Consider the following 17,997-nt stretch of genomic DNA (forward strand, 5'->3'; position numbering starts at 1 on the left):
CCGGGCCGCCCACCGTCGCCTGGTCTCCCACCGCACTCCCGTCTCGTTCGAAACCCGGCAACCGCCGGACACGAGCAGCCTAAGCCCTGCCTCGAAGTCCGGCCTGACGCCTCCGGCGGTCTGGGAGGCCACCGCAGCGCCGAGACAGATTTCGTTACTACGATGCGAGCCGCGCGTCGGTGGCGCCGGTGGCTGGGGGGCGTGCGTCCTTCTCGTCCCGGCCGGCCGCGGCGGTGAGCCTGCCGTCGACCATCTCGTACACGGCGTTCATCCGGGGCAGATGAGACCTGTCGTGGGTGACCAGGAGGGTGGCGGTGTCGTGGGTACGGGTCATCTCCAGGATGAGGTCGATGACGGCCGCGCCGCGTTCGGAATCGAGGGCGCTGGTCGGTTCGTCGATCACCAGGAGCGCGGGGTCGTTCATCAGTGCGCGGGCGATGTTCACGCGTTGGCGTTGACCGCCGGAAAGCTGGGCCGGGCGTTTGCCGCTGTGTTCGGCGAGCCCGACGGCGTCGAGCAAAGACATTGCCTTCTCGCGGATTTCGCGGCGACGGGCCGACATGGTGAGCAGACGTTGCCCGAGCCGATCCATTACCTCCAGTTGTTCGACCGCGGTGAGCGCGGGGATCAGATTCGCCTGCTGGAAGACGATGCCGATCGAACGCCTGCGCACCGCCGCCGCCTCTCGACGCGACAGCATGGCCAGATCCGCACGGCCATGGCCGGTGTCGAGGTACACGCCTCCCGAGTCCGGCCGCACGAGCGTGGCGACGACTGAGAGCAAGCTCGATTTCCCCGATCCGGATGGGCCGGTGATCGCGGCGACGGCGCCGCCGGAGACGGTCAAGCTCACGTGGTCGAGCGCGGTGATCCGGCCCGCTCCGTCTGGATACGTCAGGGTGACATCGTCGACGGACAAGGTGGCGGTCATAGCGGTTCCTCCAAGCATCAGCGTGCCGCGCCGAGCGCGGTGAGCGGGTCGGTGGTGAACAGGAAGCGCAGGGCGAACGCGGCGCCGCACAGACCGAGCGCAATCAGCGCCCCCGCGGGCAGCAGCGTGGTCGCCGGGCTGAGGACGAATGGCAGCGCGGCACCCATGAGACTCGCCGCCGCCACCGTGCACCCGAGGCCCGCGGCCACGCCGGCGACCAGCACGATCGCCGCTTGACCCAGCGCGTCGCGCACCAGCGATGCCGAGGTGGCGCCGAGCGCTTTCAATGTGGCGACATCGGGCAGTCGCTGGATCGTCCACACGGTGAAGAAGGCTCCGATGACCAAGGCGGATATGGCGAAGAGCAGCAGCGTCATCAATGTCAGCGAACCGTTCTCGGCTTGGTACGACCCGATCGCCGACAGGGCGCCTGACGCGCTGGTCGTAGTCGTGTGCGCCGCGGCGTTCACCCCGTCCTGGTCCCGGATGCCGGATACGGCCAGCACGGTCGCCGCTCCGGAACGCGGGCTCACTGAGCGCCAGTCCTGCCAGGTCATCCAGACGACGGGTGTATGGCTGTACCAGTCGTCGTCATGCACCGCCGCGACCGTGAAAATGCGTCCGCCGAGCGCGATCTCGTCGTCCGGCGCCGCGCCCAGCGATGCGGCGGCGCCGGAGCTCAGAACGACGGCGCCCTGCGTGGTACCGGTGTGGTTGCCGAATGCGCTCCCGTCGGTGCCGAACAGCGCGACCTGGGTGGGCGCCGCGGCACCGGACACCAACTCGGCGCGGGTCCGGCTGATACCGATCGGCGCGACCGAACCGGCCGCCGAGCGCCAGGTGTCGATCTGTTGGTCGGTGAGGGCCGAGGCGTCGAAGGACGGGGCCGCGCCGGTGTCGGCGAAGACCAAGGCATCGGCGTCGATGCGCTGGACCGCGGAAATGTTCTGATGCGCGAGGCCCGCGGTGAGGCCGCTGAGAAAACTCACCAGCAGCGCGACCAAAGCGACGACCAGCGTGATGAGCACGAACCGGCCGCGGGCGACGCGAAGATCACGAAGTGCGACGAACATGTCGGCCACTGTGCCCCGTGACCTCGGCTCGCTCATCGCACGCGGGAACCAACCTCGCACGATCGAAGGGTGGTCCCGGCTTTACACCTTTCGATGGATGCGCTCCGGGTAGCCGGGCATACGCTGGCAGCGTGCACTCGTCGCCGCTCACCCCTGTCGTCACCGCCTTGCGGCTGGGGCTGCATGTCCTGGTGACGGCGCTTGCCGCCGTGGTCGTCGTCCGGGCTCTGCTGCCCGGCGCCCCGCACCCGGCCGTGGTGGCGGGGGTGGGTATCGGCTTCGTCGTCGTCTATTTCGCGGGCGCGGCGAACAGCGGCAGGTACGGGACGCTGCTGTGGTCGACTGCCCTGACCGTGCTTTGGCTCGTCCTGGTCGCACTCTCCGCCGACGCCATCTATCTGGCCTTCGGCTTGTTCTTCCTTTACCTGCATCTGCTGCCCCGGCCGGTCAACTTCCTGGCCGTGGCCGCGGCGACCGCTGTCGCCGTGGCCGGCTTCGGGATGCACCGCGGTTGGTCGGTGGCGGGGGTGATCGGACCGGTGCTCGGTGCGTCGGTCGCGGTGGGTATCGCAGTCGGCTACCGGATGCTGTTCCGCGAATCCGTGGAACGAGAACGGCTGATCGCCGAATTGCTCAGAACGAGGGCCTCACTCGCCGAACAGGAACGCACCGCGGGCAAACTGGCCGAACGTGAACGTCTCGCACAGGAAATCCACGACACCGTCGCGCAGGGGCTGAGCAGCATCCAATTGCTGCTGCACGCCGCCGAACAGGCGGCGCCCGATCATCCCGCACTGCCGCAGATTCGATTGGCGCGCGCGACAGCCGCAGAGGATCTGGCCGAAACGCGAAGGCTCATTACGGAATTGGCGCCGGTAGCGCTGGAAGGACAGTCGCTGGCGCAAGCGCTGGACCGAGTCTGTCGCCGAGCCGCCACGCCGGGCTTGGCCACCCAGTTGATCATCGAGGGACGGCCGGAACGGCTGCCGATGCCGATCGAGGCCGCGCTGGTTCGTATCGCACAGAGCGCGGTATCCAATGTCGTCCGGCACGCGGGGGCCGCCAGGATGCGCCTCACCCTCACTTACGCCGAGGCCGAGGTACTGCTCGATATCGTCGACGACGGGGTCGGTATTTCGTCGCGCGTCCTCCGGCAGCCCCCGCCAGGAAGCTTCGGCCTCGCCGCCATGCGCAGCCGTGTCGAGCAGCAGGGTGGCGCGATGACTGTCGAGTCCGAACCTGGCCATACCGCGGTAACGGTCTCGTTTCCGGTGCCGGCCCGTTCCGGCGGCGATGCGCCGGCCGACTCGCCGGAATCACCGGCGTCAGGCCACGCCATCGCGCCGCGACACCACACGTTCTGAATCGAGGTGCCCGCGATGATCCGCCTCCTTCTCGCGGACGATCACGCCATCGTCCGGGCTGGGCTGCGCGCGCTGCTCGACGCGGCGCGCGATGTCCGCGTTGTCGGCGATGTCGCCACCGCCGAGACCGCGGTCGCCTTTTGCGCCACCGAACCCGTCGACGTGGTCCTGATGGATCTCAGCTTCGGCCAAGGCCGCTCCGGCGCCGAGGCGACTTCGGAGCTGCGCGCTCTCCCGAACCCGCCGAACGTCCTCGTGGTGACCAATTACGAAACCGACGCCGACATCCTCGGCGCCATCGAGGCAGGCGCCTGCGGCTACATCCTCAAAGACACCCCGCCTGCCGAGCTGCTCTCCGCCGTTCGTGCGGCGGCGGCGGGCGAGAGCGTGCTCTCACCGACCGTCGCCTCGCGCCTGATGTCCCGCGTCCGACGCCCCGACACGACGCTCAGCCCTCGCGAAATCGAAGTCTTGCGCTTGGTCGCCGACGGCCGATCGAATCGCGACATAGCTCGTGAGCTGTTTCTGAGCGAAACCACAGTCAAGTCTCACCTGGTCCATGTCTACGGCAAACTCGGCGTGCGCTCCCGCACGTCCGCGGTGGCCAGGGCGCGAGAGCAGGGCGCGATCTAGTACGCGGGACCGGGCGTGGGTCCGGCCTTTGCTCCGGCGACGACGAGGTGTGATTCGGGCGGTGTCCGGGTCACCGATGCGGGACCTCGGGCCCCGCACCTAATACGATCGGGGCGTGACCCAGGTGACCTCCCGCGCGACCGTACCCGGGGCCGTGCCCACCTGGTCGAGCCCCGCGCCGCTTCGGCCGTCGCCCGATTTCGGGCCCACCGACACCCTGCGCGGCTGGCTGGTCACGGCCTTTCTGACCGCGATCGCGGCGGTGACTCGGTTCACCATGCTGAACTATCCGACCGACGCGGGCACCCCCGTCTTCGACGAGAAGCACTACGCGCCGCAGGCCTGGCAGATGCTGACCGGCGGCGGCGTGGAGGACAATCCCGGCTACGGGCTCGTGGTGCATCCGCCGGTCGGCAAGCAGATGATCGCCATCGGCGAGTTCCTGTTCGGCTACAACGGCTGGGGCTGGCGGTTCACCGCCGCGCTCGCCGGAACCGTGCTGGTTTTGCTCGTCATTCGAATCACGCGCAGGCTCGCTCGATCGACGCTGATCGGCGCGATCGCCGGCATCCTGATGATCGCCGACGGGCTGCTCTTCGTCTCCTCCCGCATCGGCATGCTCGACATCTTCATGGCGCTGTTCATCACCGCTGCCTTCGGCTGCCTGGTGCTGGACCGGGACGACGTGCGGGCCAGAATGGCGCGGGTCGACCTCGAAGGACGCGTCGGCGCGACGCCGTGGGGTCCGCGACTAGGGGTGCGCTGGTGGCGTTTCGGCGCGGGCGTGCTGCTCGGCCTCGCGTGCGGCACCAAGTGGTCCGGCATCTATTTCATCGCCGCGTTCGGCATCCTGAGCGTCTGCTTCGACGTGGCGGCGCGCCGCGCGTACGGGGTGCGCAAGCCCTGGCTTGGGACGGCGCTGCGCGACGTGGGTCCCGCGCTCTACGCGCTGGTGCTGATCCCGCTCGGCGTCTATCTGGCCACCTACTGGGCCTGGTTCGTGAGCGAGACCGGCGTGTACCGGTACGCGGTCGGCAATCAGGTGGGGTCGGACGGTCCGTGGTCGTTCCTGCCCGACGCGTTGCGCTCGCTGTGGTTCTACAGCGGCGAATCGCTGCACTTCCACGAAGGACTGACGAACTCCGCGGGCAACCACCACCCGTGGGAATCCAAGCCGTGGACGTGGCCGATGGGTCTGCGGCCGATGCTGTACTACTACGCCGACACCAACGTCACCGGCTGCGGACAGGCGCAGTGCGTGAAGGCCGTGATGCTGATCGGCACCCCGGCGATCTGGTGGATCGCCCTTCCGGTGGTCGGCTGGCTGTTGTGGCGCAGTGTCGTCCGGCGTGACTGGCGCTACGCGGCGGTGCTGACCGGCTACGGCGCGGCGCTACTGCCCTGGTTCCTGACCCTGGACCGGCAGATGTACTACTTCTACGCGGTGCCGCTCGCGCCCTTCTTGATGATGGGCGTCGCGCTCGCGCTCGGCGACGTCATGGGACCGGCACGCTCGACGCCGCTACCGCGCAGCCCGCTGGGCACCTTCCTTCCCGAGGTGCCCAACGAGCGGCACAGTCTCGGGCTGCTCGCGGTCTGCCTGTATCTGGGCTTGGTGGTCGCGAACTTCATCTGGCTGTGGCCGATCCTGACCGCGCTGCCGATCACGCCGGCCAGCTGGCACGACCATCTCTGGCTGCCCAGCTGGCGTTAGGCGTACCTCCGCATTCGCTCCGGCCATGCGCGGTCTGACGACGGACTGCGTCCGGCAGCGCCTTCTCGGCGTACCTCCGCCTCCGCTCCGGCCATGCGCGGTCTGACGACGGACTGCGTCCGGCAGCGCCTTCTCGGCGTACCTCCGCATTCGCTCCGGCCATGCGCGGTCTGGCGGCGGGCGGTGCCGATCAGTACTCGAGCGCGGATTTGACGTAGCGGAGCGCGGTTTCGTCGTCCAGGCCGAGTCGTCGGATGGCCGACACGTACGCTGTCGCGGCGCGTCCGGCGGCGTCGCGGGTCGGGTCGCCGGAGGACGCGATGAACGAACCCTGCCTGCCCCTGGTCTCCAGCACGCCGTCGGCCTCCAGTTCGCGGTAGGCGCGCGCGACGGTGTTGGGCGCCAGGTTCAGCTGGGCGGCCAACGCCCGCACGGTGGGAATCTTCGTGCCTGCGGTCAGTTCGCCGGAGCGCACCTGCGCGATGACCGCCAGCCGCAGCTGCTCGTACGGCGGGACGGGCGAATCGTGGCTGATCGTCACGGTCAACATCGGCGGCTCACACGTCGTCCCTGGCCAGCGGACAGGACAGACACCGTGGGCCGCCGCGCCCGGAACCGAGCTCCGAGCCGGGAATCGGCAGCACCTCGATACCCGCGTCCAGCAGCCGCGCGTTGGTCATCTCGTTGCGCTCGTAGGCGATCACGACGCCGGGGGCTACGGCGAGGGTGTTGTTGCCGTCGTCCCACTGTTCGCGCTCGGCGGTGACGCCGTCGAGTCCGGTGTCGATCACCCGCAGCTTGCCGATGCCCATCGCCTCGGCCGCCGCGGGCAGGAACGGATCGGGGCCGCGCATCGTCACCCCGCCGCCGCCCTCGTGGCTCACGTAGTCGTCCTCGCGGTGAATCGTGAACGCGCGCAGCTCGTCTCGCACCGCCGGGTACATCACCACGGCATCGGTGTCGACCATGGTGCACACCGTGTCCAGGTGCATGGTCGCCCGCGTCTGGGCGATCGGGATGACGAGCACGGTGTGCGCGAGTCCGTCGTCGAACAGGCTGCGCGCCAACGCTTCCGCCCCGGCGGGCGTGGTCCGTTCGCCGACGCCGACGGCGACCACGCCGGAAGCGAGCAGCAGCACGTCGCCGCCTTCGATCGGCGCGGTGTGCGATTCGTAGGCCCGCCGCACCCCGAGGAAGCGCGGGTGGAAGGCGTAGATGAGATCGGTCAGCGAGGTCTCGCGGATCCGGGCGGGCAGGGCGAGCGAGGTGATCGCCACGCGCGGACCGACCCAGAACGAGGAGTCCCTGGTGAACAACAGGTTGGGCAGCGGGTCGATGACGAAATCGTGCCCGTGGTGCATCCGCCGTACCAGCGAGGCCGCGTCGGGCCCGAACGGCAGTTCGTCGAAGGTCATGCCCGCCATCAGGATCTCGGCCAGCTCCTCGGCGGGCACACCGCGCAGGTAGGCGGCCAGCTCGTCGGCGAGCACGTGGCCGAGCCTGCGCGCGTCGACGGCGGCCGAGATGCCCTGGATTCGCGCCGCGCCGCTGGCCGAGATCGTCTCGGCGAGCAGATCCGCCAGCAGCAGCACCTCGACGCCGCGGTCGCGCAACACGTCGGCGAAGGTGTCGTGTTCCTGTTGCGCCCGCTCCACCCAGGGGATGCCGTCGAAGAGCAACTGATCGTTGTTGCGCGGGGTGAGCCTGCGCAGTTCGGCGCCCGGCCGGTGTAGCAACACCGTGCGCAGGGCGCCCACCTCGGAAGTAACTCCGTAGCGTGGTTCGTCGGCGCGGTCGGGCCTGCCCCCGCGCCGGTCCTTTTCATCGTCGACGGGCACAGCGTCTGCTCCCATCCTCCGACCGTAGTTCGGGATCGGCACAACAGGACGGAAATCGGCCATCGAATGCCGTGGGGTGTCCGAATTCGTCCCCAGCACATCCTAACCTGAAGTATTGTTCAGGTGAATGGAGGAGCGTGATGTCGACAGCCGATTGGCGAGCAAAGGAACTGACCCCCGGGCAGCTGTCCGAGCGTAGCGGAGTGGCCGTGTCCGCGCTGCATTTCTACGAACGCGAAGGGCTCATCTCGAGCCGCCGCACCAGCGGGAATCAGCGCAGATACAACCGCGAGACGCTGCGCAGGGTCGCGTTCATCCGTATCTCGCAACGGGTCGGCATACCGCTCAGCGAGATCCGTGAGGCGCTGGACAAACTGCCCGAGAGCCGCACCCCGACCCGGCGCGACTGGGAGACCCTGTCCACCGCGTGGCGGGAGGATCTCGACGACCGCATCAGTCAGCTGATCCGGCTGCGCGACAACCTCACCGGCTGCATCGGCTGCGGCTGCCTCTCGCTCGGCAGCTGCAAACTCGTCAACGAGCGCGACCGGCTCGGCGAGGAAGGTCCCGGCGCCAGGGTGCTCGACACGCACCTCAACTGCCCGACGAAGCCAGCAGCCTGTTGAACTGAGCGCTGGCCCGGCGGATCACGAACTCGTACGGGAACGCGAACTTGCGCGCCCACCAATAGCCGAAGCGGATGTCGAACGAGCTGTAGATCAGGAACCGATCGCGTTCGACACCGCGCAGGATCGCCGCGGCCACCCGCTCGGGCGCCACGGCGTGCTTGGTGAACGCCTTGGTCAGCCTGCGCACCCGGGGATCCTCTTTGTCCACCCCGACCAGTTCGACGGTGTGCACGAGCGGAGTGTTCACCGCGCCCGGCGCCACCAGGTGCACCGAGATGCCGTGCGGTTCGAGGTCGAAGCGCAGCACCTCGGAGACGCCGCGGATACCGAACTTGCCCGCGCTGTAGGCGGCGTGCCAGGGCAGCGCGAGCAGCCCGGCCGCCGAGGACACGTTCACCAGCGCGCCGCCGCGGCCCGCGCGCACCATGGCGGGCACGAAGCTCTCGATGACGTGGATCGGCCCCATCAGGTTGATGTCCACCATGCGCCGCCAGTGCCGATGCTCGAGATTCTCCACGGTGCCCCACGCCGAGGTGCCCGCCACGTTCATCACCACGTCCATGCTGCCGTGGTTGTCGTGCACGTCCGCGGCGAAGGCGGCCACGGCGTCGTAGTCGGTGATGTCGAAGGGCCGCGAGTCGAGCACGGTCCCGCCCGCCCGCCGGATCTCCTCGACCGTGGCGGTCAGTCCCTCGGCATTGATGTCGGTGAGTACCAGCTCGGCGCCCTGCTCGGCGGCCGCGATCGCGGTCGCCTTGCCGATACCGCTCGCCGCGCCCGTCACCAAGACCTTCGCGCCGCGTACCGTCTTGCGGCGTCCTCGCCCCACTCTGCGCACTTCCGATCCCATCTCGCTAGCCCGACTCGGCCCATGCAGGCTACTGCGCCCGCCGCGGCGGCATCGGCGGCTCGCCGATTCCGGGGATGGGGTGTGTCACACTGCGGCGGGCTCGGGCGGGGTCCATGATCGGAGTATGACCACTCTGGAAAGCAAGGCCAAAGAACTGCTCGCGCTGCACCGTCCTGGCGACCCGGTCGTCCTGCCCACCGTGTGGGACGCGTGGTCGGCGAATCTCGCTGTCGCCGCGGGCTTTTCGGCTCTCACGCTGGGCAGTCACCCGGTCGCGGACTCGGTCGGGCGCAGCGACAACGAGGGCATGACCTTCACCGAACTGCTCACCAGGGTCCGCCAGATCACCGGCGCGGTCGACGTGCCGATCTCCGTCGACATCGAGGCCGGATACGGCCTCGAGCCCGCCCAGCTGATCGAGGGACTGCTCGACGCGGGCGCGGTCGGCCTGAACATCGAGGACACCGTGCACAGCGAGGGCGGACGCCTGCGCGGCGACCAGGAGCATGCCGACTTCGTGCACGGGCTGCGCGAATTCGCCGATGCCGCCGGGGTGCACGTCGTGGTCAACGCCCGCACCGACCTGTTCATCAAGCAGGTCGGCGACGAGTCCGATCGCCTGGACCGCGCCATCGCCCGGCTGACGCTGGCCGCCGCCGCGGGCGCCGACGTGCTGTACCCGGTCGGTCGGCACTCCGACGCCGATATGCGCCGTCTGACTTCGGAACTGCCGCGGCCCGTCAACGCGATCGGCCTGCCGGACAAGTCGGATCGCGCGGAACTCGCCGCGCAGGGCGTGGCCAGGATCAGTTTCGGCCCTTACCTCCAGTTCGCGCTGGCGGCCGAGGCCAACCGGCTGCTCGAGCGCTGGAAGTGATCCGGAAACCAGTGAGCGGCACGGCGATTCCTTCCCGAATCGCCGTGCCGCCCCGGTTTCGTCAGTCCTTCTTATCCAGGTAGCGCGGGTACACCGGTTCCGGCGCGGGCAGCGCGACACCGGGCGTGAGCGGGGTCGCGATGTCGGCGAAGGTGCGGCCCTGCTGCGCGAGCAGGTCGAGGATCTTGGCCGACGAACCGGGCAGCACCGGCTGCACCAGGATCGCGACGATGCGGACGACCTCGAGCGTCACGTACAGCACCGTCGCCATGCGGGCGAGGTCCTCCTCGGTGCCCGACTTGCGCAGCGCCCACGGCGCCTGGGCCGAGAAGTACTTGTTGGTCTCGCCGAGCGTGAGCCAGATCGCCTCGAGCGCCAGATGCATTTGCTGGGCGTCGAATTCGGCGCGGCAGCGTTCCAGCAGTCCGTTCGCGCGGTCGAGCAGTTCGCGGTCCTCCGCGGTGAACTCGCCCGGCGTCGGCACGGCCGCGTCGCAGTTCTTGTTCACCATCGTCAGGCTGCGCTGCACGAGGTTGCCGAACTCGTTGGCCAGGTCGCTGTTGATCCGGCCGACGATGGCGTCGTGGCTGTAGCTGCCGTCCTGACCGTAGGAGATCTCGCGCAGCAGGAAGAAGCGCACCGCGTCGACGCCGTATTCGTCGACGAGCTCGAGCGGGTCGACGACGTTGCCGACCGACTTCGACATCTTCTCGCCCTTGTTGTACAGGAAGCCGTGCACGAAAACGCGTTTCGGCAGCTCCACCCCCGCCGACATCAGGAACGCCGGCCAGTACACCGTGTGGAAGCGGGTGATGTCCTTGCCGATGATGTGCACGTCGGCGGGCCAGAACTTCTGGAAGGCAGCCGATTCGGTGTCCGGGAAGCCGACGCCGGTGATGTAGTTGGTGAGCGCGTCCACCCAGACGTACATCACGTGGTCGGGGTGGCCGGGCACCGGCACGCCCCAGTCGAACGTGGTGCGCGAGATGGACAGATCCTTCAGACCCGCCTTCACGTAGCTCACGATCTCGTTGCGCCGCGTTGCGGGCGCGATGAATTCGGGATGCTCCTCGTAGAGCGCGAGCAGCCGGTCCTGGTACTTCGACAGCCGGAAGAAGTAGTTGGACTCCTCGGTCCACTCCACCGGCGTCTTGGTCTCGGTGGAGACGCGGCTGCCGTCGTCGAGCAGCGTCGTCTCCTCCTCGGTGTAGAACGCTTCGTCGCGCACCGAGTACCAGCCCGAGTAGTTGTCCAGGTAGATGTCGCCGTTGGCGAGCATCCGCTCCCAGATCGCGATGCTCGCGGCCTGGTGGTCGGCGTCGGTGGTGCGGATGAACCGGTCGTAGGAGACGTCGAGCGTCTTGTCGAGCTGCTCGAAGACGTCGGAGTTGCGCGCCGCGAGCTCTTCCACCGGAATGCCCTCGGCGGCCGCGGCCTGCTGCATCTTCTGGCCGTGCTCGTCGGTGCCGGTCATGAAGAACACGTCGTAGCCGTCGAGTCGCTTGAATCGGGCGATGGCGTCCGCCGAGATGTACTCGTAGGCATGCCCGATGTGCGGCGCACCGTTCGGGTAGGCGATGGCCGTCGTGATGTAGAAGGCGGGGCGTTCAGCTGCGCTCATGGTGTGTCTACTGTAATGCGCGTGCTTTCCGTCGCTCACGTGAATATCCCCGCAGGATCCGGCCCTCGCCCGGTGGCGACCCGGGGCGGAAGCGAATGCCGATGAACGGCAAGCGTCCCGCTGCCGATCTGCCCGAACCGCTCGCGCCGTTGGTGGACGCGCACACCCATCTGGACGCCTGCGGCGCCACCGACGCCGAGACCACCGCCGCCATCGTGGATCGTGCCGAGTCGGTCGGCGTCGGCAAGGTCGTCACGGTCGCCGACGACCTCGCCGCCGCGCAGTGGGCGGTGCGGGCCGCGCACTGGGATCCGCGCGTCTACGCCGCGGTCGCGCTGCACCCCACCAGGGCCAACGCGCTGGACGACGCCGCCAAGGCCGAGTTGGAGCGGCTGGCGGTCGACCCCAGGGTCGTCGCCGTCGGCGAGACGGGTCTGGACTACTACTGGCCGGGCAAGCTCGACGGCTGCGCCGACATCGAGACCCAGGTCGAGGGTTTCCGCTGGCACATCGAGCTGGCCAAGCGGGTGCGCAAGCCGCTGATGATTCACAATCGCGAGGCCGATCACGACCTGCTGACCGTCCTGCTGGACGAGGGCGCGCCGCCGACGGTGATCTTCCACTGCTTCTCCTCGGACGCCAACATGGCGCTGTCCTGCGTCGCCGAGGGCTATGTGCTGAGTTTCTCCGGAACGGTCAGCTTCAAGAACGCCCATGAGCTGCGCGAGGCGGCCAAGGTGGTGCCGGACGAGCAGATTCTGGTGGAGACCGACGCGCCGTACCTGACGCCGCACCCGTTCCGTGGCGCGCCGAACGAGTCGTACTGCCTGCCCTACACGGTGCGCGCGCTCGCCGAACTGCGCGAGCAGGATCCGCGCGAACTGGCCGAGATCACCACCGCGAACGCCCGGCGCGTCTACGGAATCTGAAAGCACATTCGCGTACCCGCGTAAGGGGACTGGAAACCCGTTGTGTGACTCAGGTCACTTCGGTCTCGAGGGCTGTTATCTACCTGCGGCGTCGATACCGTCCCGTGATCTGAGGTTCCCCAGCTCGCCCAGATGCGGTTGTCGGGGCTCGGTCGCTTCGTTATCGTACTGTGACCATGTCCCCCATCACGAGGATCAATCAGTCCCGATCGCCGCTGCTGTACGCGGCCGTCGCGGCGCTGCTGCTGACGCTGATCGTCGGCGCCTCGCTCGCGATCGTGAACCGCAAGACGGTGACGGTCGTAGTGGACGGCGAGCGGTCCATTCTGAGCACCATGTCCCGCAACGTCGACGGCGTACTGCGGGCCGCCGGGTTCGACCTGACCGATCGTGATCTGGTCCGCCCCGGCCGCGGCTCGGCCGTGACCGACGGCGCGACGATCGTGCTGAACCGGGCGCGCCAGGTGGCGCTGACCGTGGACGGCAAGGCCGAGACAGTGTGGACCACCGGCCTCACCGCCGGCGAGGCGCTCGCCCAGCTGAACCTCCCCACCGACACCTATGTCTGGCCCGCGCGCGACGAGCGGCTGCCGCTGGACGGCGCTGCGCTGCGGGTCTCCAGCCCGCGTTCGGTGTCGCTGCTCGACGGCATCGGCAATCCGGTCGACGTGCGGCTCGCCGCGCCGACCGTCGGCGAATTCCTCGCCGTGGCGGGCATTCCGCTGATCGAGCAGGACAGCGTCGAGCCCGCGCCGAGCACTCCGCTGACCGACGGCCTGCGAATCGTGGTGACCCGCAAGCGGGTCGAGCATCACACCGAGACGCTGCCGCTGGACCCGCCGGAGAACGTCATCGAAGACCCGGAACTGAACATGAGCCGCACCGTCGTGGAGAGCCCCGGCGTGCCGGGCGTGCACGACGTGACTTTCGCGGTGACGAGGGTCAACGGCGAGGAAGTCGAGCGCAAGGCGGTCGAGTCGGTGGTCTCCGTGCCCGCTCAGCCCAAGACCGTGCGCAAGGGGACCAAGCCGGGCACCGAGGTGCCGCCGGTGCGCGACGGCCAGATCTGGGACGCGCTCGCGCGCTGCGAATCCAACGGCAACTGGGCGATCAACACCGGCAACGGCTACTACGGCGGCATCCAGTTCGACCAGAGCACCTGGGAGCGGCAGGGCGGCCTGCGCTACGCGCCGCGCGCCGACCTGGCCACCCGCGAGGAGCAGATCGCCATCGCCGAGGTGACCAGGGCCCGGCAGGGCTGGGGCGCTTGGCCCGCGTGCACGAGCAGGCTCGGGCTCGGCTGACTTTCGGATCGTCGCGCGGCCGGGTGGGTCCGGCGGGCGCGGCGGATTGGTAGGTTCTTCGGGTGTCCGATGCCGATGTTTCCGCCAGGGGGAGTGCCGCGCTGCTCGGACCCGCCGAGGTGCGGGTCCTCGCCGAGCGGTTCGGCGTGCGGCCGACCAAGCAGCTCGGGCAGAACTTCGTACACGACGCCAACACCGTGCGCCGGATCGTCGCGGCGGCGCGGGTCGGCCGTGCCGACACCGTGCTCGAGGTGGGGCCGGGTCTCGGCTCGCTGACGCTCGCCCTGCTGGACGTGGTGGACTCGGTGATCGCGGTCGAGATCGACCCGGTGCTCGCCGAGCACCTTCCGGTGACGGTCGCCGACCGGGCGCCGGACCTGGCCGACCGGCTGCGCGTGCTGCGTGCCGACGCGCTGCGGGTCGCCGCCGCCGACCTGCCCGTCGCCCCGACCGCGCTGGTCGCCAACCTGCCGTACAACGTCGCGGTGCCGGTGCTCCTCCACCTGCTCGCCGAATTGCCCAGCATCACAACGTCTTTGGTGATGGTGCAGGCCGAGGTCGCCGACCGTCTCGCCGCCGAGCCCGGCAATCGCGTCTACGGCGTGCCCAGCGTGAAGGCCGGATTCTTCGGCAAGGTGAGCCGCGCGGGCGCGGTGGGCACGCAGGTGTTCTGGCCGGTGCCGCGCGTGGAATCGGGCCTGGTGCGCGTGCAGCGCTTCGCCGAGCCCCCGTGGCCCATGGACGACGAACACCGCCGCCGCGTCTTCGAGGTCGTCGACGCCGCCTTCGCCCAGCGCCGAAAGACGTTGCGCGCCGCGCTCTCCGGCTGGGCGGGATCCCCCGCCGAGGCCGAGCGTCGGCTGGTCGCGGCGGGGATCGAGCCGACCGCGCGCGGGGAGACCCTGGACACCGCGGCCTTCGTCCGGCTCGCCGCGCAGGGCTAGCGACCGCCTGCCCGGCAGCAGTCGCGGACGGCGAACCGGGTGACCGGCGCGCCGTCCGGACCGCCTCACACGGCTACCTCGTACCCCGCCTCGTCGACGGCGGCGACCACGTCGGCTTCGGCGAGCGGCGCGGCGCTGTCCACTCGAACCGCACCGGTCGCCAGGTCGACGTCGACGCTGGTGACGCCGTCGATCTTGCCGATCTCCGTCTTGACCGAGCTCACGCAGTGCCCGCAGGTCATGCCCTTGACGGTGTAAGTGGTGGTAGCCATGTCCAACTCCTTCGCTCGCTGCGATCATACGGTGCCGGGGTATCTCCGACGAATCACAACATACCCCCTATGGGTATGTGGGCGCAAGGGCGCGGCCCCGATGTGACCGAACGGATCACGGCGGGTGAATGGCCGATATCGAGCCCGGCGGTTGTCGGACCCACCCACTAGGCTTGAACACCGTGTTGTCAGTTGTGCCAAGCCCCGTCACCGTGCGCGCGCCGTCGAAGGTGAATCTGCACCTCGGCGTCGGCGACCTGCGCGCGGACGGGTATCACGACCTGACCACGGTGTTCCAGGCGCTCTCGCTGAGCGATGACATCGAGCTCGCGCCCTCGGCCGCGCTGACCGTCCGGGTGACCGGCGAGGGCGCGGCCGAGGTGCCCACCGATCGCAACAATCTGGTGTGGAAGGCCGCCGTGCGCCTCGCGCATCTCGCGGGCCGAGCGCCGCTGGTGGAAATCACCATCAGCAAAGGCATTCCGGTCGCGGGCGGCATGGCGGGCGGCAGCGCGGACGCGGCCGCCGCGCTGGTCGGCCTCAACGAGCTCTGGGACATCGGCCTGTCGCGCGACGAATTGGCCGCGGTCGCCGCGGAACTGGGCAGCGACGTCCCTTTCGCGCTGCACGGCGGCACCGCGCTCGGCACCGGCCGCGGCGAACGGCTGCTTCCCGTGCTGTCCCGCAATACTTTCCACTGGGTGCTCGCGCTCGCCAAGGGCGGGCTTTCGACGCCCTCGGTCTTCGCCGAGCTGGACCGGCTCCGCGAGCACGGAGACCCGCCGCGGCTCGGCGAACCCCAACACCTGATGCAGGCACTGGCCTCCGGTGACCCGCGTCAGCTCGCCCCGCTGCTCGGCAACGACTTGCAGGCGGCCGCGGTCTCGCTGAAACCGGAGCTGCGGCGAACCCTGCGCGCGGGAGTCGGGGCGGGTGCGCTCGCCGGGTTGGTGTCCGGCTCGGGGCCCACTTGCGCGTTCCTGTGCGAGAGCGAGGACGCGGCCGTCGCGGTGGCCGCGGAGCTGGCGGGGGCGGGCGTCGCCCGCAGCGTTCGCACCGCGAGCGGACCGGTGCCCGGCGCGCGCATCCTCGACGCGGACACCTCGGGCAAGCGCTGATCCCGTCGCCGCCGACGCGCGCGCGGGCCTGCGACGCCGGGTGAGTAGGCTCGTACGGTCGGTAAATCACCCGGAGAGGCGGGCTAGCAGCGTCCATGTCCAACCTGATCAACCTCGAGCAGGTCTCCAAGAGCTTCGGGATCAAGCCCCTCCTGGACAACGTCTCGCTCGGCGTGCACGCGGGTGAACGCATCGGTGTCGTCGGCCTGAACGGCGGCGGCAAGACGACGTTGCTCGAGGTGCTCACCGGCATCGAGGAGCCCGACAGCGGCCGGGTCAGCAGGCTCGGCGGCTTGCGTCTCGCCGTGGTGACCCAGCGCGGCACGCTGCCCGAGGGCGCGACCATCGGGGAAGTGGTGCTCGCCGGTCTGGCCGACGACCAGATGACCGACGGCGTCGCCGAACACGAATGGGCCGCGAACCCGCGGATCCGCTCCGTCCTGGACGGCATCGGCATCCAGGGCCTCGGCATGGACACCCCGGTGACGAACCTGTCCGGCGGTGAGCGCCGCCGCGTCGCGCTGGCCGCGGCGCTGGTGCGCGAGCTCGACCTGCTCGTGCTCGACGAGCCGACCAACCACCTCGACGTGGAGGGCGTGCAGTGGCTGGCCGAGCACCTGCTGAGCCGCCGCTCCGCCCTGGTCGTCGTCACCCACGACCGCTGGTTCCTCGACACCGTCGCCACCAACACCTGGGAGGTCGTCGGCGGCAAGGTCGAGAGCTACGAGGGCGGTTACGGCGACTGGATCTTCGCGCGCGCGGAACGGGCGCGGCAGGCCGACGCCACCGAGGCGCGGCGGCGCAATCTGGCCCGCAAGGAACTGGCCTGGCTGCGGCGCGGCCCGCAAGCGCGCACCTCCAAGCCGCGCTACCGCGTGGAGGCCGCCGAGGCGCTGATCGCCGACGTGCCGCCGCCGCGCGACAGCGTGTCGCTGGCCGCGTTCGCCAGGAAGCGGCTGGGACGGGTCGTCATCGAGTTGGAGGACACCACCCTCACCACGCCGGACGGCCGCGAACTCGTGCGCGATCTGACCTGGCGCCTCGCGCCGGGGGAGCGGGTCGGCTTGGTCGGCGTCAACGGGTCGGGCAAGACCACCCTGCTGCGCGCGCTGGCCGGTGACGTCGAGCCCGCCGCGGGCAAGCGCGTCCAGGGCCAGACGGTGCAGATCGGCTGGCTGCGTCAGGAACTCGACGACCTGCCGACCGATCTGCGGGTGCTCGAAGCGGTGCAGCAGGTCGCGCAGCGAATCATGCTGGGCGACAAGGAGATCTCCGCCGGACAGCTGGCCGAGCGGCTCGGCTTCACCCCGGCCCGCCAGCGCACCCCGGTCGGCGATCTCTCCGGTGGCGAGCGGCGCAGGCTGCAACTCACCCGCATCCTGATGTCCGAGCCCAACGTCCTGCTGCTCGACGAGCCGACCAACGACCTGGACATCGACACCCTGCAACAGCTCGAGGACCTGCTCGACAATTGGGCGGGCACCCTGGTGGTCATCAGCCACGACCGCTACCTGATCGAGCGCATCTGCGACTCCACCTGGGCGCTGTTCGGCGACGGAAAACTCACCAACCTGCCGGGCGGCATCGAGGAGTATCTGAAGAAGCGAGCCGCGCTGAGCGCACCCGCGCCCGCCCGCGCCTCCGCCGACAAGCCCGCCGCCGCGGCCACCGATTCCGCGGCCTACCGGGCGGCGCGCAAGGAACTCACCAAGCTCGAGCGCGCCATCGACAAGCTCACCGAACGCGAGGAGCGCCTGCACGCCGCCCTCGCCGACGCCGCCACCGAACCCGACAAGCTCGTCACCCTCGGCGCCGAGCTCAAGCAGGTCCTCGCCGAGAAGGAAACCGCCGAGGAGCGCTGGCTCGAACTCGCCGAAGGCGTCTGACCGAGCGGGTTCGG

The 17,997-nt window shown here is 69.6% G+C and carries 17 protein-coding genes; 10 read left to right on the top strand and 7 right to left on the bottom strand.

Annotated features, from left to right (window positions below):
* Positions 1–157: 157 nt before the first annotated feature.
* Positions 158–931: an ABC transporter ATP-binding protein gene (locus FB390_RS10560; protein ID WP_141808792.1), complete on the bottom strand. Its 774-nt coding sequence runs from the start codon at positions 929–931 to the stop codon at positions 158–160.
* Positions 932–948: 17 nt separating this feature from the next.
* Complete coding sequence (locus tag FB390_RS10565) at positions 949–2,004, bottom strand: ABC transporter permease (protein WP_141808793.1); 1,056 nt, start codon at positions 2,002–2,004, stop codon at positions 949–951.
* Between the two features lie 131 nt (positions 2,005–2,135).
* Here FB390_RS10565 and FB390_RS10570 point away from each other — a divergent pair, with 131 nt between their 5' ends.
* The 3 genes from FB390_RS10570 to FB390_RS10580 all read left to right on the top strand — a co-directional run bounded on the left by FB390_RS10570 (position 2,136) and on the right by FB390_RS10580 (position 5,715).
* The gene (locus tag FB390_RS10570; RefSeq protein WP_141808794.1) at positions 2,136–3,368 is read left to right on the top strand and encodes a sensor histidine kinase; all 1,233 of its coding nucleotides are present in this window, start codon (positions 2,136–2,138) and stop codon (positions 3,366–3,368) included.
* 15 nt (positions 3,369–3,383) lie between these two features.
* Complete coding sequence (locus tag FB390_RS10575) at positions 3,384–4,001, top strand: LuxR C-terminal-related transcriptional regulator (protein ID WP_141808795.1); 618 nt, start codon at positions 3,384–3,386, stop codon at positions 3,999–4,001.
* 115 nt (positions 4,002–4,116) lie between these two features.
* Positions 4,117–5,715 (top strand): dolichyl-phosphate-mannose--protein mannosyltransferase, encoded by a 1,599-nt coding sequence (locus FB390_RS10580; protein ID WP_141808796.1) that lies wholly within the window; start codon positions 4,117–4,119, stop codon positions 5,713–5,715.
* 190 nt (positions 5,716–5,905) lie between these two features.
* Here the strand turns inward: FB390_RS10580 and FB390_RS10585 are convergent, their stop codons facing one another.
* Together FB390_RS10585 and arcA are read right to left on the bottom strand one after the other, a co-directional pair.
* Positions 5,906–6,265, bottom strand: coding sequence for a GntR family transcriptional regulator (locus FB390_RS10585; RefSeq protein WP_141808797.1), 360 nt, complete (start codon positions 6,263–6,265; stop codon positions 5,906–5,908).
* 7 nt (positions 6,266–6,272) lie between these two features.
* Complete coding sequence (gene arcA / locus FB390_RS10590; protein WP_246123953.1) at positions 6,273–7,568, bottom strand: arginine deiminase; 1,296 nt, start codon at positions 7,566–7,568, stop codon at positions 6,273–6,275.
* A 125-nt stretch (positions 7,569–7,693) separates the two neighbouring features.
* Here arcA and soxR point away from each other — a divergent pair, with 125 nt between their 5' ends.
* Positions 7,694–8,179, top strand: coding sequence for a redox-sensitive transcriptional activator SoxR (gene soxR, locus FB390_RS10595; protein WP_141808798.1), 486 nt, complete (start codon positions 7,694–7,696; stop codon positions 8,177–8,179).
* Here soxR and FB390_RS10600 read toward each other — a convergent pair.
* Positions 8,148–9,032, bottom strand: coding sequence for an SDR family oxidoreductase (locus FB390_RS10600; RefSeq protein WP_141808799.1), 885 nt, complete (start codon positions 9,030–9,032; stop codon positions 8,148–8,150). The genes soxR and FB390_RS10600 overlap by 32 nt on opposite strands.
* 124 nt (positions 9,033–9,156) lie before the next feature.
* Between FB390_RS10600 and FB390_RS10605 the strand changes: the two genes are divergently transcribed.
* Complete coding sequence (locus FB390_RS10605) at positions 9,157–9,909, top strand: isocitrate lyase/PEP mutase family protein (protein ID WP_141808800.1); 753 nt, start codon at positions 9,157–9,159, stop codon at positions 9,907–9,909.
* 61 nt (positions 9,910–9,970) lie between these two features.
* Here FB390_RS10605 and metG read toward each other — a convergent pair whose 3' ends face one another.
* Positions 9,971–11,569, bottom strand: coding sequence for a methionine--tRNA ligase (gene metG / locus FB390_RS10610; RefSeq protein ID WP_281292304.1), 1,599 nt, complete (start codon positions 11,567–11,569; stop codon positions 9,971–9,973).
* A gap of 62 nt (positions 11,570–11,631) precedes the next feature.
* Here metG and FB390_RS10615 point away from each other — a divergent pair, with 62 nt between their 5' ends.
* The 3 genes from FB390_RS10615 to rsmA all read left to right on the top strand — a co-directional run bounded on the left by FB390_RS10615 (position 11,632) and on the right by rsmA (position 14,707).
* Complete coding sequence (locus tag FB390_RS10615; protein ID WP_141808802.1) at positions 11,632–12,459, top strand: TatD family hydrolase; 828 nt, start codon at positions 11,632–11,634, stop codon at positions 12,457–12,459.
* A 176-nt stretch (positions 12,460–12,635) separates the two neighbouring features.
* A complete protein-coding gene (locus tag FB390_RS10620; RefSeq protein WP_141808803.1) occupies positions 12,636–13,763 on the top strand; it encodes a resuscitation-promoting factor in 1,128 nt (375 codons plus the stop codon).
* A gap of 62 nt (positions 13,764–13,825) precedes the next feature.
* Positions 13,826–14,707, top strand: coding sequence for a 16S rRNA (adenine(1518)-N(6)/adenine(1519)-N(6))-dimethyltransferase RsmA (rsmA, locus tag FB390_RS10625; RefSeq protein ID WP_141808804.1), 882 nt, complete (start codon positions 13,826–13,828; stop codon positions 14,705–14,707).
* A 65-nt stretch (positions 14,708–14,772) separates the two neighbouring features.
* Here rsmA and FB390_RS10630 read toward each other — a convergent pair whose 3' ends face one another.
* Positions 14,773–14,979, bottom strand: coding sequence for a heavy-metal-associated domain-containing protein (locus tag FB390_RS10630; RefSeq protein ID WP_067784434.1), 207 nt, complete (start codon positions 14,977–14,979; stop codon positions 14,773–14,775).
* 182 nt (positions 14,980–15,161) lie between these two features.
* Between FB390_RS10630 and FB390_RS10635 the strand changes: the two genes are divergently transcribed.
* Both FB390_RS10635 and FB390_RS10640 read left to right on the top strand, forming a co-directional pair.
* On the top strand, positions 15,162–16,097 hold the full coding sequence (locus FB390_RS10635) for a 4-(cytidine 5'-diphospho)-2-C-methyl-D-erythritol kinase (RefSeq protein ID WP_141808805.1): 936 nt from the start codon (positions 15,162–15,164) through the stop codon (positions 16,095–16,097).
* A gap of 95 nt (positions 16,098–16,192) precedes the next feature.
* The gene (locus tag FB390_RS10640; RefSeq protein ID WP_141808806.1) at positions 16,193–17,983 is read left to right on the top strand and encodes an ABC-F family ATP-binding cassette domain-containing protein; all 1,791 of its coding nucleotides are present in this window, start codon (positions 16,193–16,195) and stop codon (positions 17,981–17,983) included.
* The last annotated feature ends 14 nt before the right edge of the window (positions 17,984–17,997 follow it).

This window comes from Nocardia bhagyanarayanae (assembly GCF_006716565.1).
Taxonomy (GTDB): domain Bacteria; phylum Actinomycetota; class Actinomycetes; order Mycobacteriales; family Mycobacteriaceae; genus Nocardia; species Nocardia bhagyanarayanae.

Excerpts from the sequence above, each read along its gene's own strand:
- FB390_RS10630 (WP_067784434.1), bottom strand. The coding sequence starts at position 14,979 with ATGGCTACCACCACTTACACCGTCAAGGGCATGACCTGCGGGCACTGC.
- FB390_RS10565 (WP_141808793.1), bottom strand. The coding sequence starts at position 2,004 with ATGTTCGTCGCACTTCGTGATCTTCGCGTCGCCCGCGGCCGGTTCGTG.
- arcA (WP_246123953.1), bottom strand. The coding sequence starts at position 7,568 with ATGGGAGCAGACGCTGTGCCCGTCGACGATGAAAAGGACCGGCGCGGG.
- FB390_RS10575 (WP_141808795.1), top strand. The coding sequence starts at position 3,384 with ATGATCCGCCTCCTTCTCGCGGACGATCACGCCATCGTCCGGGCTGGG.
- FB390_RS10560 (WP_141808792.1), bottom strand. The coding sequence starts at position 931 with ATGACCGCCACCTTGTCCGTCGACGATGTCACCCTGACGTATCCAGAC.
- FB390_RS10585 (WP_141808797.1), bottom strand. The coding sequence starts at position 6,265 with ATGTTGACCGTGACGATCAGCCACGATTCGCCCGTCCCGCCGTACGAG.
- FB390_RS10615 (WP_141808802.1), top strand. The coding sequence starts at position 11,632 with ATGAACGGCAAGCGTCCCGCTGCCGATCTGCCCGAACCGCTCGCGCCG.
- FB390_RS10600 (WP_141808799.1), bottom strand. The coding sequence starts at position 9,032 with ATGGGATCGGAAGTGCGCAGAGTGGGGCGAGGACGCCGCAAGACGGTA.
- soxR (WP_141808798.1), top strand. The coding sequence starts at position 7,694 with ATGTCGACAGCCGATTGGCGAGCAAAGGAACTGACCCCCGGGCAGCTG.
- FB390_RS10620 (WP_141808803.1), top strand. The coding sequence starts at position 12,636 with ATGTCCCCCATCACGAGGATCAATCAGTCCCGATCGCCGCTGCTGTAC.
- FB390_RS10640 (WP_141808806.1), top strand. The coding sequence starts at position 16,193 with ATGTCCAACCTGATCAACCTCGAGCAGGTCTCCAAGAGCTTCGGGATC.
- FB390_RS10605 (WP_141808800.1), top strand. The coding sequence starts at position 9,157 with ATGACCACTCTGGAAAGCAAGGCCAAAGAACTGCTCGCGCTGCACCGT.